Here is a 13833-nt window from a genome sequence, read left to right as displayed (position 1 = left end):
TACAATCAGCCCCTTATTCTTTAGTTTTCCCCTTTACAAGTGCACGTACGTCAAAACCTAAATCAACAATACCAAGTAAAATCATGAAGGATGATAACGGAATAGCTAACAAGGTAGCTACCCATTTTACTCCCGTTGGCATGCCCTTTTTAGAAATGAAATAATGGATAAAAGATATCCCTTGTAGAATGAGTAAAATCCATAAAATATAAGAAACATTTAATACAATTATATCTAACGTGGAACCAGCTTCTGGACGCATAAACAGATTAATGCATAAAACAATCATGTAATACCATAAAATAGAGCGTGGTAATCTCATATTTTGGAACGGAGCAAACTTTGGTACATCTACTCCTAGTCGTTTTAAAGCTGGTAAATTTAACGTGATGATAATAAATGCAGCAAAAAATGCTGATATTGTTATCGTTGCAGGCATCGTCAGCTCGATTGTTTTAAGCATCGCCTCAAGCTGTTCTGGTTGTAAAGCTACTTGCCCCGTTACACTTTTTGCAAATTCATTAGATTGTTCATAATTTTTACGAACCATTTCTAAACTCATGCTAATGAAGTCAATTCCTGCAAGTTTTACATAGGCAAGATAAACCATTGCCATGGAGATTAGATTAGCAATCCCTGTTGACATAAATAAATAGAGCTTACTTTTCTTCAGATAAATTGCATTACCCATAATGACACCTAATAGCCCTAAAATAAAGGCAAACGGTAGCATGGTTATTCCACTCGTGATAGTGGTTAGGATACAGCCTACTATTGCAACGAGTATTGATGAGGAACGCTTGTAATTTGCACTATACCAAGCAATCGGTAGAGGAGCGAATAATAAAGCTACTATAAAGATGAATGGTACATATGCAGAAATCAGCATTAATATTGTAAAAAGTGCAACCATCATTGAGCCTTGTACAAGCGCTTTTGTTTGATTATTCGGCATTGAAAACCTTCCTTTTTTTCAGTCAAACTTACTACCCTTTATTGTACCATTTTTTCATAGTATTGAACAAAAATCACTTAGATCACTATATGCATTGCCATTAATTTTATCATTCTTGTTTAGTATTATTGCGCTTGCTTATAAAATACTTTGGTACATTACTGGTGCAAATTCAACGGTCCATGAAGAGAAAACGTATATTAGGCTTGAAAAAATGACTTTTACCTATAACAAAAAACCAGCATATACTGATTCGAATATCGTAATATGCTGGTTTTTAAGTTGATGTAAGGTCCGTTACCTTAACGTCATCAATCTTATTTATTTTCTGCTACGAATCCATGATACGAGATACTTTGATAGCTGAAGTTAATCTTAGCGCTAGTGCCAGTTACGCGACGTGGTAAAATTTTACCTCACTCAGAGATGGATTTTTTTAATAAATCCACATCTTTATAGTCGATGTGCGTAATATTGTTTGAAGTGCAGTAGCAAACTTTGCGGCCTCCGTGACGTGGTGCCATAGTATGTCTCCTTCTTACCATACAGTATGTAATCCTTGTGTATTCAATTGATAACACTATCAAACAAAAAAACATGTATAATCTGAGTTTTATTATTCTAGACCAATCCCTCCTTTCTTCTTTGTATTTTAAACACAAAAAGCCCTTGAGGGATAGAATCATGTTAGATACAGAATTAGGCAGAGCTATCCTGTATTTGATGCAATCTCAAGGGCTGTTAAGTGTTAATTGCACGAGTTATCAACTCAAAAAAATAATGTCTACTTTTTTGTTGCAGATAAATATATTAATTACCAAAAAGAAGGAAATTTAGATTTGGTGTAGAATTAATAATTTGTAACAAAATACTAAAAATGGGAGGTTTTATTATGTCGATGGCAAAAAAAATGTATTTGCCAGTATTAATGATCTTTACTATTTTTTGTTTAGGTTTGTCTCCAGCTAAAGATGTTTCTGTGCAAGCTGAGGATGCTCCGAGTATTGTTGTAGTTACCGGCAAACTTGCTAAGGAACTGGTTAATACAACGCTCCGTGCAGTCGAGAAGGGGAAAGTTGAGAATGTAGCTCCTGTGTCTGCATTTGATTTGGAAGGTTCGAGTGTGTACACTGTTGGTGGTGGAGTTACGGCGGTTACAGTTCCTTTGCATGGGGATTATAGCCTTCCTAGTAATATAACGGTATTCTTAGATGAGGATCATAATGTATTGCAGACAAATGAAATGCTGGTTACCCAGAATGAGCTAGGAAATTTCCAGATTTCGACGTATTTGAATGGAACACTTGTTAAATCTCAGGATGCTGGGATTGCTTATATGACGGATGAAGAATTACTTGCAGAAGAGCCATCTATGATTCAACCGATGGGTATAGGAGCAGTGGCAAGTTGTCTTGGAGCAGTACTTGGTGTCGGTGGTACGGTGGCTTATATTATTGCGGTTGCGTGTGGCGGTTCGTGTGCAGCACCGACACCAGTAACTGCTCCAATCTGTGCTGCATGTATTGGAGCATATGCTGTTATTGGTGCAGGGGGTATTGCTGGAGCGGTAGCTTGTTTCAACTACCTGTGAGGTGATTAGATGAATAAGGTTTTGGCAATCTCGATTTTAGGAATGGGTTTAACTGGTGCCGTTTTAATCATCTCGGTCGCCTTGTTGTTCAAATCTCCAATAGGAATTGTGTTACAGATGGTTACGGCTGCTTCAACATTAGCTTTCGTTATTTTCGCTGTCTCGGCTTTAGTATTTCGTCGGCGATTAGATGCAAAAAGAGAGTAATATATTTATTAAATGAATAAAGCCGTGGTATTAAGGAGTAGTCAACTTTGACTGCTCTTTTTTACTGAGGATGATTTTAAACAAGAGGTAAAAGAATACAGTTTTATTTTGTCTAAGCGTTCGAAAATAAATTCCGACTTGTTCCTTCTAATTTCAGTTTATAAAACTGCTTGGTAAATATGTCCTCCAGCTATATCTTTTCATGGAAAAATATATTTAGAAAGTTTATACGAGATACATATTCAGATTAACTCACACTTTTATTGTTTTAACTATAAAAAGAACTAGTTGTTGCTAAGTAACGATTTAATGTTGCAGGAGAAACTTTTTTACTAGCTTGACGATTATCAATAAACTCAATGAAGTTTGGTATATCTGCTGGCTTTATTTCAAACTCTCCTATTTAGCCATAAATAAAAAACCTTTAAATCTTCTAAATAACCTTTTACAGTATTTGATGATAACCCTTTTTGTTCTAAAATATTTATAAAATCTAAGACCTCTACAATAATCCGCAGCTATTGCTATAATATTTTTACATATATTTGAAATTAAGTACATAAAAAAAGTACAACAAAGGTTCAATAACCAATGTTGTACTTTTTTTAATATTATTTGTCTTCTGCTACGAATGGAAGTAATCCCATGATACGAGATACTTTAATAGCTGAAGTTAATTTACGTTGGTACTTTGCACTTGTGCCAGTTACGCGACGTGGTAAAATTTTACCGCGCTCAGAGATGAATTTTTTTAATAAATCTACATCTTTGTAGTCGATGTGCGTAATATTGTTTGAAGTGAAGTAGCAAACTTTACGGCGTTTGCGGCCTCCGCGACGTGGTGCCATAGTATGTCTCCTCCTTATCTTATTATAATTTTAGAAGCATTAGAATGGAAGATCATCCTCAGATACTTCTATTGGCCCTTTGCTATTCGCAAATGGGTCCTCATCTACACGTGTATAATTCGGCTGATTCATAGGTGGTTGATTTTGCTGATAAGCATCGCCGCCATAGGAACCCTGTCCTGGCATTGCGCCGCCACCAAACTGTTGTTGTGGTTGACCACCGCCATATGACGGTTGGTTATTACCGTAAGTTTGTCCACCACCGTATTGAGGAGCAGGTGCACCGCTACCATTACGGGGTTCTAAAAACTGTACGCTATCTGCCACGACATCTGTTGTGTATACTCGCTTACCGTCTTGTCCTTCATAACTGCCTGTTTGAATACGGCCCTCTACCCCAATTAAACTTCCTTTTCGCATGAAGTTCGCTAGGTTTTCAGCCTGTTTTCGCCATGCAACACAGCTAATGAAATCAGCTTCGCGTTCACCTTGTTGATTTGAGAATGCACGGTTTACAGCAACTGTAAATCTTGTAGACGCAATTCCATTTGGTGTATAACGTAGCTCAGGATCTTTTGTTAGTCTTCCGACTAATACGACACGGTTTATCATCAGAATGCAACCTCCTTTTCAGCGTTTTGTTAAAAATTAATTATTAAGCTTCTTGGCGAACTGCAATGTGGCGAATGATGTCTTCGCTGATGTTAGCAAGACGTGTATATTCGTTGATTGCATCTGAAGAAGCGTTTACTTTTACGATTTGGTAGTAACCTTCGCGGAAGTCTTTAATTTCATAAGCTAAGCGGCGTTTGCCCCACTCTTTTGATTCGATGACTTCTGCACCGTTAGAAGTTAAGATTTCGTTGAAACGTTCAACTAAAGCTTTCTTCGCTTCGTCTTCAATGTTCGGACGTACGATGTACATTAATTCGTATTTTCTCATCTGTTTACACCTCCTTATGGACTTAGGCTCTCCTATTGAAGGGAGCAAGGAGCAAGTAATTAATTATTACTCACATCAATGAATTGTAACATATAGATACATTTCTTTCAAGTCACAAACTAATAATTCATTATATAATGACAGTATAATTGAAAGGAGCACCTTCATGCTAACTAATAATAAAGAGCCTATTGTTATCGAATTAGATTTAAAGAAATTAATGATCGACAATTTTGTGATCACTAGTGGTCTTGTCATATTATTTACAGCTATTCAATATATTTGCTTTAAAGATTTTCATTTTTCTGTTTGGAACATGGTTAGTGGCACAGCACTGTTCGTGGTGTTGTATATTATTTTTATTATCCTACATGAGGTTTTTCATTTAATTGGCTTTATGTTTTTTGGCAAAGTGCCCTTTAAGGCTTTAAAATACGGCATCAATTTAGAGCTTGGCATTGCCTATGCGACGACTGAACAGCCTCTTTTCAATCATGCTATGAAAAAGGCTCTATTACTGCCATTCTGGACAACCGGCATCCTTCCAACCATCGTTGGGTTTTATCTCAATAGTACGGTTTTGATCCTGATTGGGGCTTTTTTAATAGCAGGAGCAGTAGGTGATTTTGCCATGTATAAAGAATTACGAAAATATCCAAGAGATGCTTTGATACGGGATGATCCCAAATTGCCGAAACTTTATGTCTATCTACCACTGGAAAAGGATAGCTCACTAAAGTAACACTTCATCATTCAAAGAATCTGTAGCGTAGAAATGACTAGCTACAGATTCTAATTTAAGGCGTTAAAAATCCGTGCTGGGCCGCTGTGTATAAATTTCTCCAAATACGATTAATAGTGGATGTTTCTGTAATAGCATCCATACCAAGACTGCGTATTAAATTATTCGCTATCTCTAGGCAAGCTGCAGCAATATCCTTACTCATTTGTGTAAATTGTGATAAGTCCTCTTCGGATAATTGATCACCACGTTGATGTAATTCCCAATATTTAGATAATGTTGTATAGAATTGTTCCTCGTATTGCTTGTAACGTTTCTGCTGTTGCATTAATAAAAACTGAAGGGATCCAATATGCTCAGCCCAGCTTCTATCATGATTTCGTTGCTTCATTAAAACGGTTGCTTCTTCTAAAAAATTCTCTGTTATCCCAAGACAAACACTTAAAAAGGAAGCTTCCGCAAAAGTGGTAAATGGAAAGCTATGTACTGAATCGCCATAATTATTTCTGATTGTACCTAATTGAAAAGTAGCTTCCTGTGGTACCCAAACATTGTTCACACGGATTGTATGACTTGCTGTTGCCTTCAAGCCCATGGCACACCAATCGTTCAAAATTTCAACATCTTGCGGGTTCACTGAGCAGCTAATAATTTTTTCTGTTTTGACACCATTTTCTTCAATATAGCAGTTCATTGTAAATGTTGACGCATAGTTAGAGCCACTACAATACTTCCACTGCCCCGTTATGTAGTAGCCTCCATCTGTTTTTACTGCTATTCCCGTTGGATAACCACTGCCTGCTATGACTGCTTCTTTAGGCATATAGATTTTCTCACAAATATCCTGGTTGAATGTTGGGATAAATGCATTTCCACCTGTACCAATAGTAATTAGCCAGCCGACATTACCATCAAGTGCAGACATTTGCTGAAATACTTTTACACCCTCTACTAAATCTAAATCCTTACCACCTAATTCTTTTGACGTGAACAATTTAAATAATTGTTGCTCATAAATAAAATCTAAGACGTCCTGTGGTAGCATCCCCAGTTGCTCAAACTCTAAACCACGTTCCTTAATTTGCAAAGCATTCATGCGTTAGTCGCCTCCATACGTTAAAAATTCTGATAATGATACAATCGAAAAAGGGCAACCATTTTCGATTGCCCTTGTCAGTTTTTATACATTAAAGCGGAACAGCATAATATCGCCATCTTGTACTTCATATTCTTTACCTTCAAGACGTACTTTACCAGCTTCCTTCGCTGCTGCTTGAGAACCTGCCTCTAATAGATCAGCATAAGCAACTGTTTCTGCCCGAATAAAGCCACGTTCAAAATCCGTATGGATGATACCTGCACATTGTGGCGCCTTCATCCCTTTACGGAACGTCCATGCACGTACCTCTTGTACGCCTGCAGTGAAGTAAGTAGCTAATCCTAATAAATCATAAGAAGTACGGATTAACTGATCTAAGCCTGATTCTTTAATTCCAAGTTCTTCTAAGAACATAGCTTTTTCTTCATCATCAAGCTCAGAAATTTCTTCTTCGATTTTTGCACAAATTGTAATAACTTGAGCACCTTCTGCTGAAGCATACTCACGTACTTTTTTCACATACTCATTATTGTCAGCATCTGCTACTTCATCTTCTGAAACGTTTGCTACATATAGCATTGGTTTAATTGTTAGTAAATGAAGACCTTTAATTATCTTTAGTTCATCATCAGAAAGCTCAGCCGCACGTGCCGGTTTACCGTTTTCTAATTGCTCTTTAATTTTTAGAAGAACTGGCTCTTCCACCATAGCCTCTTTATCTTTTTGTTTTGCCATTTTGCTAACACGTTGTAAACGTTTATCTACAGATTCTAAGTCAGCAAGTGCAAGCTCCAGATTAATAACCTCTATATCATCAATTGGGTCTACTGCACCAGATACGTGCGTAATGTTTTCGTCTACAAAACAACGTACAACCTGACAAATTGCATCTACTTCACGAATATGAGCAAGGAATTTATTCCCTAATCCTTCACCTTTGGAAGCACCTTTTACAATTCCTGCGATATCTGTGAACTCAAATGCAGTTGGTACAGTTTTTTTCGGTACAACTAATTCTGTTAATTTATCTAAACGTGCATCAGGTACTTCAACGATACCAACGTTTGGATCAATCGTTGCGAATGGATAGTTTGCAGCCAATGCGCCCGCTTTTGTAATTGCGTTAAATAATGTTGATTTTCCAACGTTAGGTAAACCAACGATTCCAGCTGTTAATGCCATGAATGGACACAACCTTTCTATACTCAGTTCAAATTTTTTCTCTCATATAACCTTATCTATTATATTGATTCACTCATAAAAAGTCTAATATGCCTGATGTTACGCCTCATCAGCAGAAATTAAAACCTTTTTCATTTTTTTCTCAAAGTCACGGCGTGGAATCATTACACTATGCTGACATCCTTCGCATTTGATACGTACGTCTGCCCCCATACGAATGATTTTCCATTTATTAGTACCACATGGATGTTGTTTCTTCATTTCAACAATATCATTTAAACCAAATTTTTTCGCTTCCATTATTCACTTCTCCCTTCATCTTTGCCATAGAACATCATTTTTGGATAGGCCATTGGTATATTATTTTCTTCAAAAAGTTTGGTAACGTCACGGCGAATACTACGTGCTACTCCATATTGCTGCTGCGGTAATGTTTCAGCAGCTATTCGTATCGTTACCTCTGTCCCTTTAACATTTTGCACACCTAAAAATACTGGCGTCGCTATTAGCTCCTTATGCATTTTTGGTAATGTTTCTAAATACTTATTAATAACTGCCTCTGCTTTTTCAAAATCAGCCTCAGTAGCCATTTGTAAATCTATAAAAATTTTGGAGTTGTTAACAGAATAATTGACGACCTCACCAATTGCACCATTTGGAATGATGAATTGCTCACCTGTAGCACCATTAATTTTCGTTGTACGTAAACCAATTTCTACAACCGTACCTTCTGCTGCGTTAATTTTTATATAATCCCCTACACCAAACTGATCTTCAAAGATAATAAAGAATCCAGTAATAACATCCTTCACTAAACTTTGAGCGCCAAAACCAATTGCTAAACCAACAATCCCTGCACCAGCCAATAAACCTGCTACCTTTATTTCTAAGGAAGAAAGAATACCAATGATTGCAGAGAAATAAACAACATAGGAAATCACACTTTGTAATAATCTTGCAATTGTTCGTTGGCGTCGCTCTGAGTGGTTTAATGGGGAACGCATTCGTATTAAAAACACTTTTTTAATAAATTTTTTACCTAATCTTACTGCAATCCATGATGCTAATAAAATGAGCAATATCTCTAAAGATGCATTAATAACCGATTCCCAAAGGTCCTCAGATGTGAGCTTATCCCAGTATCTCTCCATTAATTTTTTATTCTCTTCCATAATTACCACCTCTTGAATAACTTGCTAAAAATTTGCGTATACTGCATAAAAATTGAGCACTTCTAAAAATAAAAAGAAAGTGAGTTTTTTTATGAATACTATACCAAATTTGTTACTACCTTATTCCCTTCATCACGAGAGTAAAAATGCCGTTTGGCAATTAAGTACATTATTTTTAGAACATATACCGTTTCATCATGAACGACTAATTTTTTGTTGTATTGGCAGTGACCGTTGTACGGGCGATACACTTGGGCCATTAACAGGTAGCTTTTTAAAAAAATCTGTCAGCTTTCCCTATGAAATTGTAGGTTCTTTAGAAGATCCTTTACATGCTCTAAATCTTGATTCTACAATGCAACAGCTACACAATCATACTACAAAACCTTTCATTATTGCGATTGATGCCTGTCTAGGCAGTGAGCAAAATGTTGGTCATATTTCAGTGCAAAGCGGCCCCATCTTCCCTGGCAAGGCTGTAAAAAAAGAATTACCCCCAATCGGAGACATTTCCGTTAAAGGAATCGTCAATATTGGAGGCTTTATGGAAATGCTCGTTTTACAAAATACAAGACTTCATATTTCTTATGCTATGGCTGAAAAACTTTCAAGAGCTTTATTATTGGCTTCCCATCGCTATTCATTGAAAAGTGTAGAAGATAGCCACCATAATACCAACAATGACGATACCTGGCAGCAAGTTAGCAGCTTTGATCTTAGCTAAGCCAGCAATATTTAACCCTATTGCCATAATCATAACACCGCCTACAGCTGTCATTTCTGTAATGTACATTTGTAGTGCAGCATCAGGTATAAAGGAACTGATAACGCCTGCAAAAAGTGCGATTAATCCCTGATAAACAAAAACAGGTACAGCGGATAGCAATACACCAATGCCTAAAGTGGATGCTAGAATAATGGATGTAAACCCATCTATTAATCCTTTTGTAATTAATACATTATGATCATTACGAAGACCACTATCGAGTGCACCGATTACAGCCATTGACCCAACAACAAAAATTAAGGAGGCAGTGACAAAGCCCTCTGCTATGCTAATTTGATTTTGGTCATTTCGTTTTGTACGAAATAAACTCTCTACCCATTTCCCTAGACGATTCATTTGTCTATCTAAATCTAACCACTCACCTATTACAGTACCTACTACTAAACTTACTACTAATATAATAAAATTATCACTTTCAAAGCCCATTTTTATCCCTAATAATGTGACTGCTAAGCCAATAATAGATAGTACAGTAGATTTCATAGATTCAGGAATATTTTTAAAAATGCGCCCTACTAATGCACCTGCTACTATTAGCACAGCATTAATCAATGCCCCTAGTAATACCACACTTAAGCCTTCCTTCTCTCTAAAAAATAGAGAGCGCCTGTTTGCTTGGCGCTCTGATTAAGTTATAGAAATGTATTTTATTCTTCCTGTAAATTTAGTATTTCTAAAATACGTTCTAAATCATCTTCAGAATAAAATTCAATTTCAATTTTCCCCTTATTATTTGTTTTTTTGATTTGAACATTTGTTCCAAAGTAGTCTCGTAATTGGGATTCCTTGGCTGATACAAATATATCTTTCTTCTTTGGTGGAATTGTTTCACGTGAAACTTCTTCATTTAAGTTTTGTACTAGCATTTCAACTTGACGTACATTCAACCCTAAATTAATGACCTTATTAGCCACTTCTGAGATTCTTCTTTTATTTTTCAGGCCAAGTAATGCTCGTCCCTGCCCCATCGATAAGGTACCATCATTCATAAATTTACGTACATCTTCTGGTAAAGCAAGCAACCGAACATGATTAGCGATATGTGGTCTACTTTTCCCTAACCGTTTCGATAATTCTTCTTGAGTTAAATGTAAGTTTTCCATTAGACTCTGATAGGCTTCCGCTTCTTCAATAACGGTTAAATCCTCACGTTGAAGATTTTCTAAAATAGCTAACTCCATCATTTGTGCATCTGATAGCTCTTTTATGATGACAGGAATAACCTCTAATTCAGCTAACAGACAGGCTCTATAACGACGTTCCCCTGCAACAATTTCAAATTTGCGCCCTTTTTTGCGCACAGCAATTGGCTGCAAAATACCATGTTCTTTAATCGAATCTGCTAACTCTTGTAAACTTTCTTCATCAAAAATTTTACGAGGTTGAAAGGGGTTCGCCACAATTAAATCTAATTGAATTTCTTCCACTTGACCACTTTGCTCTAAAGACTCTCCTGGAAATAGTGCACCAATACCCTTTCCTAAACCTTTAGCCATTTTTAATCACTTCCCTCGCCATCTCCAAATAAACTTCTGCACCTCTCGATTTTGCGTCATAAGTGATGATTGGTTGACCATGACTTGGTGCCTCACTTAATCGCACATTACGAGGAATGATCGTCTTGTATACTTTATCTTGGAAATATTTTTTTACTTCATCAATAACTTGCAAGCCTAAGTTTGTACGTGCATCTAGCATTGTTAATAGAACGCCATCAATATAGAGCTGCTGATTTAAATGCTTTTGAACAAGGCGAACAGTTGAGAGCAATTGACTTAGCCCTTCCAACGCATAATATTCGCATTGTACAGGGATAATGAGCGCATCTGAAGCTGTTAAAGCATTAATAGTTAAAAGCCCTAAAGATGGAGGACAGTCAATAATTATATAATCGAAATCTTCTTTCACATTTTGCAGTGCATGTTTTAAACGCACTTCTCTTGAAATAGTCGAAACCAATTCAATTTCTGCACCTGCAAGTGAGATGGTTGCTGGCACGATTGATAAATTCTCTACGTTTGTTTTTTGAATGACATTTTCAACATCTTCATCATCAATGAGCACATCATAAATACAAGCTTGTATTTCTCCTTTATTAATACCAAGTCCACTTGTTGTATTCCCCTGAGGATCGGTATCAATTAATAGCACTTTCTTACCTAAATATGCTAGGCAAGCGCTCAAATTGACCGAAGTTGTTGTTTTACCTACGCCACCCTTTTGATTGGCGATTGCTATAATTCTACCCATTTAAAAGCACCTGCTTTCATCTATCAAACTTAACTTTGACAAATCATTTGTAAAATCACTATTTAATACGCTATCTAACTTTCATTCTATCAAAAAAATTGAAGAGAGTTGTATAAAATATTAAGAATATATACAAAAAAGGAGATATCTCATTTATTTTTCTGAGATATCTCCTCTGTTCAGTATTGGACAGAACAATATATTACTTTTTTAAAATAATTTATTGCACCTTTTTCTTTTTAGGTATCTTCACTGTAATTTGATAGTATTCCTCTGTATCTTCTTCTTCTGTTTTTACTGTAATACCACTTTTCGTTACCATTGTTAGTGATTGTTTAATGGTATTTAAAGCAATGCGCACATCTTTACTTATAGCCTTACGTTTTGGTTTTGCTTTCTTTGGTACTGTTTCTTCCGGCTCGTCTGTGACTGGGTTTAATATGGCTTGAATTTGCTCCTCTAACTGACGAACATTCCATTCATTATCAATCGATAGCTGTAAAATTTCTAATTGTAATGGTTGATCCTTAATAGCAATTAATGCACGTGCGTGTCGTTCAGATATTTTACGCTTCAAAATGGCTTGCTGCACTTCATCCGGCAGCCTTAATAAACGCAATTTATTGGCTACAGTGGATTGTCCTTTTCCAAGTCTTTGGGCCAGAGCTTCTTGTGTTAGCTCATGAAGCTCTAATAATTTTTGATAGGCTACCGCTTCTTCAATTGCGGTTAACTCCTCACGCTGTAAGTTCTCTATTAGCGCAATAGAAGCTGTTTCCTTATCAGTTAAATTACGTACAATAGCAGGGACCTCTGTCCATTGTAGCTTTTTCATCGCTCGGTAACGGCGCTCACCGGCAATGATTTCATATTGATTTTCTGATGTTTTACGTACAACAATTGGCTGAATCACACCATGTGTATGAATGGTTCTTGATAATTCTTCAATTTTTTCATCATCAAAAATAGTACGTGGCTGAAAACGGTTAGGTACAATTTGATCAATAGGCAACTTTATGACTTCTTCCGCTGCATGAACCGCCTCTGCTTGTTCTACTTCATTTTTCACAATAGGCTCCGTTTTACTCCCGCCTCCAAAAAAACGTGAAAAAGGACTTTTCATCCAAGTGGCACCACCTTTAAGTAACTATCTTGCTAAGTGTCATTCTATTATTATTTATTATATTTCATCAAATGTATATAGTTCATAGATGTCTTTTGCGTGAACCATCCATAACTAGTATGTATGCTCAAAATAGAAAAAATATTTTCTACTTTGAGAAGTTTCACATGAAACACTAATTATTGAATTGGTGTTTTATTTGGTACACCTGGCTTACGCGGGTATTTTTTCGGTGTTCCTTTTATTTTATCAAATATATATAAAGTGCGGTCACTTTCTTCAACAGGTAGCTTGAAAGAAAATTCTTCTCTCAGTTTAACACCTAATGTTATTAAAGCTTTTTTAGCATCCTTTAATTCCTCTGCTCCTGCTGCAGCCTTTAAAGCAACAAAATAACCATCTTGCTTTGCTAAAGGTACGCATAGCTCAGATAACACTGATAAACGAGCTACAGCGCGTGCTGTTACCACATCAAATTGTTCACGATATTTTGTATTTTGACCAAACTCTTCTGCTCGTGCATGTACAAAATGCATATTCTCTAATTGTAGCTCATCACTTAAATGATTTAAAAATGTAATTCGTTTATTTAAGGAGTCGACAATTGTGACATGTAAATGCGGGAAACAGATTTTAATAGGGATACTAGGGAAACCAGCACCTGCTCCAACATCACAAACAGTAATTACTTTTGAAAAATCAAAATAAAATGAGGCACTGATCGAATCGAAGAAATGCTTTAAATAAACGCCTTCTAAATCTGTAATAGCGGTTAAATTCATTTTTTCATTCCACTCGACAAGTAATTCAAAATATTTTTTAAATTGAGCGATCTGCTTATCCGAAAGTTCGATGCCTTTCTCTTTCAGAGCCTCAATAAATTGTTGTTCGTTCATGTAAAGTCTCCTTTATCGATCTTACTATACTACTTCAC

General features: G+C 36.3%; 17 protein-coding genes and 1 pseudogene. 4 read left to right on the top strand and 14 right to left on the bottom strand.

The genetic code is table 11. The features are described 5' to 3' along the window. Positions 1-13: 13 nt before the first annotated feature. Both CRI88_RS16180 and CRI88_RS22980 read right to left on the bottom strand, forming a co-directional pair. Positions 14-955, bottom strand: coding sequence for a YybS family protein (locus CRI88_RS16180; RefSeq protein ID WP_058844076.1), 942 nt, complete (start codon positions 953-955; stop codon positions 14-16). A gap of 419 nt (positions 956-1374) precedes the next feature. Continuing rightward, a pseudogene (locus CRI88_RS22980) lies at positions 1375-1479 on the bottom strand (30S ribosomal protein S18); the annotation flags it as partial. Positions 1480-1847: 368 nt separating this feature from the next. Between CRI88_RS22980 and CRI88_RS16170 the strand changes: the two are divergent. After that, a complete protein-coding gene (locus tag CRI88_RS16170; RefSeq protein ID WP_058844075.1) occupies positions 1848-2546 on the top strand; it encodes a hypothetical protein in 699 nt (232 codons plus the stop codon). Between the two features lie 9 nt (positions 2547-2555). Beyond that, positions 2556-2753 (top strand): hypothetical protein, encoded by a 198-nt coding sequence (locus CRI88_RS16165; RefSeq protein ID WP_036119346.1) that lies wholly within the window; start codon positions 2556-2558, stop codon positions 2751-2753. 611 nt (positions 2754-3364) lie between these two features. On the opposite strand, the gene rpsR is transcribed toward CRI88_RS16165, so the two are convergent. Genes rpsR through rpsF form a run of 3 tightly spaced genes read right to left on the bottom strand, consistent with a single transcriptional unit; the run spans position 3365 to position 4544 of the window. Continuing rightward, positions 3365-3601, bottom strand: coding sequence for a 30S ribosomal protein S18 (gene rpsR / locus CRI88_RS16160; RefSeq protein ID WP_004233359.1), 237 nt, complete (start codon positions 3599-3601; stop codon positions 3365-3367). 39 nt (positions 3602-3640) lie between these two features. Then, positions 3641-4213, bottom strand: a complete 573-nt coding sequence (ssb, locus tag CRI88_RS16155) for a single-stranded DNA-binding protein (protein ID WP_058844074.1) — start codon at positions 4211-4213, stop codon at positions 3641-3643. Positions 4214-4256: 43 nt separating this feature from the next. Continuing rightward, positions 4257-4544: a 30S ribosomal protein S6 gene (gene rpsF / locus CRI88_RS16150; RefSeq protein ID WP_036119511.1), complete on the bottom strand. Its 288-nt coding sequence runs from the start codon at positions 4542-4544 to the stop codon at positions 4257-4259. A 166-nt stretch (positions 4545-4710) separates the two neighbouring features. Here rpsF and CRI88_RS16145 point away from each other — a divergent pair, with 166 nt between their 5' ends. Further along, positions 4711-5286 carry a DUF3267 domain-containing protein gene (locus CRI88_RS16145; RefSeq protein ID WP_036119514.1) on the top strand — a complete coding sequence of 192 codons (576 nt, stop codon included), beginning with the start codon at positions 4711-4713 and terminating at the stop codon, positions 5284-5286. A 55-nt stretch (positions 5287-5341) separates the two neighbouring features. Here the strand turns inward: CRI88_RS16145 and CRI88_RS16140 are convergent, their stop codons facing one another. The 4 genes from CRI88_RS16140 to CRI88_RS16125 form a co-directional block, all read right to left on the bottom strand. Next, positions 5342-6382, bottom strand: a complete 1041-nt coding sequence (locus tag CRI88_RS16140; protein WP_036119516.1) for an acyl-CoA dehydrogenase family protein — start codon at positions 6380-6382, stop codon at positions 5342-5344. 84 nt (positions 6383-6466) lie between these two features. Beyond that, positions 6467-7567: a redox-regulated ATPase YchF gene (gene ychF, locus CRI88_RS16135; RefSeq protein ID WP_101966853.1), complete on the bottom strand. Its 1101-nt coding sequence runs from the start codon at positions 7565-7567 to the stop codon at positions 6467-6469. 99 nt (positions 7568-7666) lie between these two features. Further along, on the bottom strand, positions 7667-7867 hold the full coding sequence (locus CRI88_RS16130) for a DUF951 domain-containing protein (RefSeq protein WP_101966852.1): 201 nt from the start codon (positions 7865-7867) through the stop codon (positions 7667-7669). After that, a complete protein-coding gene (locus tag CRI88_RS16125) occupies positions 7867-8739 on the bottom strand; it encodes a mechanosensitive ion channel family protein (RefSeq protein WP_101966851.1) in 873 nt (290 codons plus the stop codon). Before CRI88_RS16125 ends, CRI88_RS16130 begins: the two co-directional genes overlap by 1 nt. A gap of 91 nt (positions 8740-8830) precedes the next feature. On the opposite strand from CRI88_RS16125, the gene yyaC reads away from it, so the two are divergent. Beyond that, complete coding sequence (gene yyaC / locus CRI88_RS16120; protein ID WP_036119529.1) at positions 8831-9463, top strand: spore protease YyaC; 633 nt, start codon at positions 8831-8833, stop codon at positions 9461-9463. On the opposite strand, the gene CRI88_RS16115 is transcribed toward yyaC, so the two are convergent. The 5 genes from CRI88_RS16115 to rsmG all read right to left on the bottom strand — a co-directional run bounded on the left by CRI88_RS16115 (position 9380) and on the right by rsmG (position 13795). After that, positions 9380-10096, bottom strand: coding sequence for a DUF554 domain-containing protein (locus CRI88_RS16115; protein ID WP_036119532.1), 717 nt, complete (start codon positions 10094-10096; stop codon positions 9380-9382). The two genes, yyaC and CRI88_RS16115, sit on opposite strands and share 84 nt — an antisense overlap. 77 nt (positions 10097-10173) lie before the next feature. Next, entirely contained in the window at positions 10174-11022 is an 849-nt protein-coding gene (locus CRI88_RS16110) for a ParB/RepB/Spo0J family partition protein (protein ID WP_036119535.1), read from the bottom strand. Next, a complete protein-coding gene (locus tag CRI88_RS16105) occupies positions 11015-11776 on the bottom strand; it encodes a ParA family protein (protein WP_036119537.1) in 762 nt (253 codons plus the stop codon). Before CRI88_RS16105 ends, CRI88_RS16110 begins: the two co-directional genes overlap by 8 nt. Before the next feature lie 220 nt (positions 11777-11996). After that, positions 11997-12899 (bottom strand): nucleoid occlusion protein, encoded by a 903-nt coding sequence (gene noc / locus CRI88_RS16100; RefSeq protein WP_036119540.1) that lies wholly within the window; start codon positions 12897-12899, stop codon positions 11997-11999. Positions 12900-13078: 179 nt separating this feature from the next. Then, on the bottom strand, positions 13079-13795 hold the full coding sequence (rsmG, locus tag CRI88_RS16095; protein ID WP_036119543.1) for a 16S rRNA (guanine(527)-N(7))-methyltransferase RsmG: 717 nt from the start codon (positions 13793-13795) through the stop codon (positions 13079-13081). Positions 13796-13833: the final 38 nt, after the last annotated feature.

The organism is Lysinibacillus fusiformis, from assembly GCF_002845985.1.
GTDB classification, from domain to species: Bacteria; Bacillota; Bacilli; order Bacillales_A; family Planococcaceae; genus Lysinibacillus; species Lysinibacillus fusiformis_D.
Note: the sequence above shows the minus strand (reverse complement) of the source record. Positions and strands in the feature narration are given on the sequence as shown.

What these genes read in the sequence shown, in the direction of transcription:
- CRI88_RS16180 (WP_058844076.1), bottom strand. Translation starts at nt 955, where the DNA reads ATGCCGAATAATCAAACAAAAGCGCTTGTACAAGGCTCAATGATGGTT.
- CRI88_RS16170 (WP_058844075.1), top strand. Translation starts at nt 1,848, where the DNA reads ATGTCGATGGCAAAAAAAATGTATTTGCCAGTATTAATGATCTTTACT.
- CRI88_RS16165 (WP_036119346.1), top strand. Translation starts at nt 2,556, where the DNA reads ATGAATAAGGTTTTGGCAATCTCGATTTTAGGAATGGGTTTAACTGGT.
- rpsR (WP_004233359.1), bottom strand. Translation starts at nt 3,601, where the DNA reads ATGGCACCACGTCGCGGAGGCCGCAAACGCCGTAAAGTTTGCTACTTC.
- ssb (WP_058844074.1), bottom strand. Translation starts at nt 4,213, where the DNA reads ATGATAAACCGTGTCGTATTAGTCGGAAGACTAACAAAAGATCCTGAG.
- rpsF (WP_036119511.1), bottom strand. Translation starts at nt 4,544, where the DNA reads ATGAGAAAATACGAATTAATGTACATCGTACGTCCGAACATTGAAGAC.
- CRI88_RS16145 (WP_036119514.1), top strand. Translation starts at nt 4,711, where the DNA reads ATGCTAACTAATAATAAAGAGCCTATTGTTATCGAATTAGATTTAAAG.
- CRI88_RS16140 (WP_036119516.1), bottom strand. Translation starts at nt 6,382, where the DNA reads ATGAATGCTTTGCAAATTAAGGAACGTGGTTTAGAGTTTGAGCAACTG.
- ychF (WP_101966853.1), bottom strand. Translation starts at nt 7,567, where the DNA reads ATGGCATTAACAGCTGGAATCGTTGGTTTACCTAACGTTGGAAAATCA.
- CRI88_RS16130 (WP_101966852.1), bottom strand. Translation starts at nt 7,867, where the DNA reads ATGGAAGCGAAAAAATTTGGTTTAAATGATATTGTTGAAATGAAGAAA.
- CRI88_RS16125 (WP_101966851.1), bottom strand. Translation starts at nt 8,739, where the DNA reads ATGGAAGAGAATAAAAAATTAATGGAGAGATACTGGGATAAGCTCACA.
- yyaC (WP_036119529.1), top strand. Translation starts at nt 8,831, where the DNA reads ATGAATACTATACCAAATTTGTTACTACCTTATTCCCTTCATCACGAG.
- CRI88_RS16110 (WP_036119535.1), bottom strand. Translation starts at nt 11,022, where the DNA reads ATGGCTAAAGGTTTAGGAAAGGGTATTGGTGCACTATTTCCAGGAGAG.
- CRI88_RS16105 (WP_036119537.1), bottom strand. Translation starts at nt 11,776, where the DNA reads ATGGGTAGAATTATAGCAATCGCCAATCAAAAGGGTGGCGTAGGTAAA.
- noc (WP_036119540.1), bottom strand. Translation starts at nt 12,899, where the DNA reads ATGAAAAGTCCTTTTTCACGTTTTTTTGGAGGCGGGAGTAAAACGGAG.
- rsmG (WP_036119543.1), bottom strand. Translation starts at nt 13,795, where the DNA reads ATGAACGAACAACAATTTATTGAGGCTCTGAAAGAGAAAGGCATCGAA.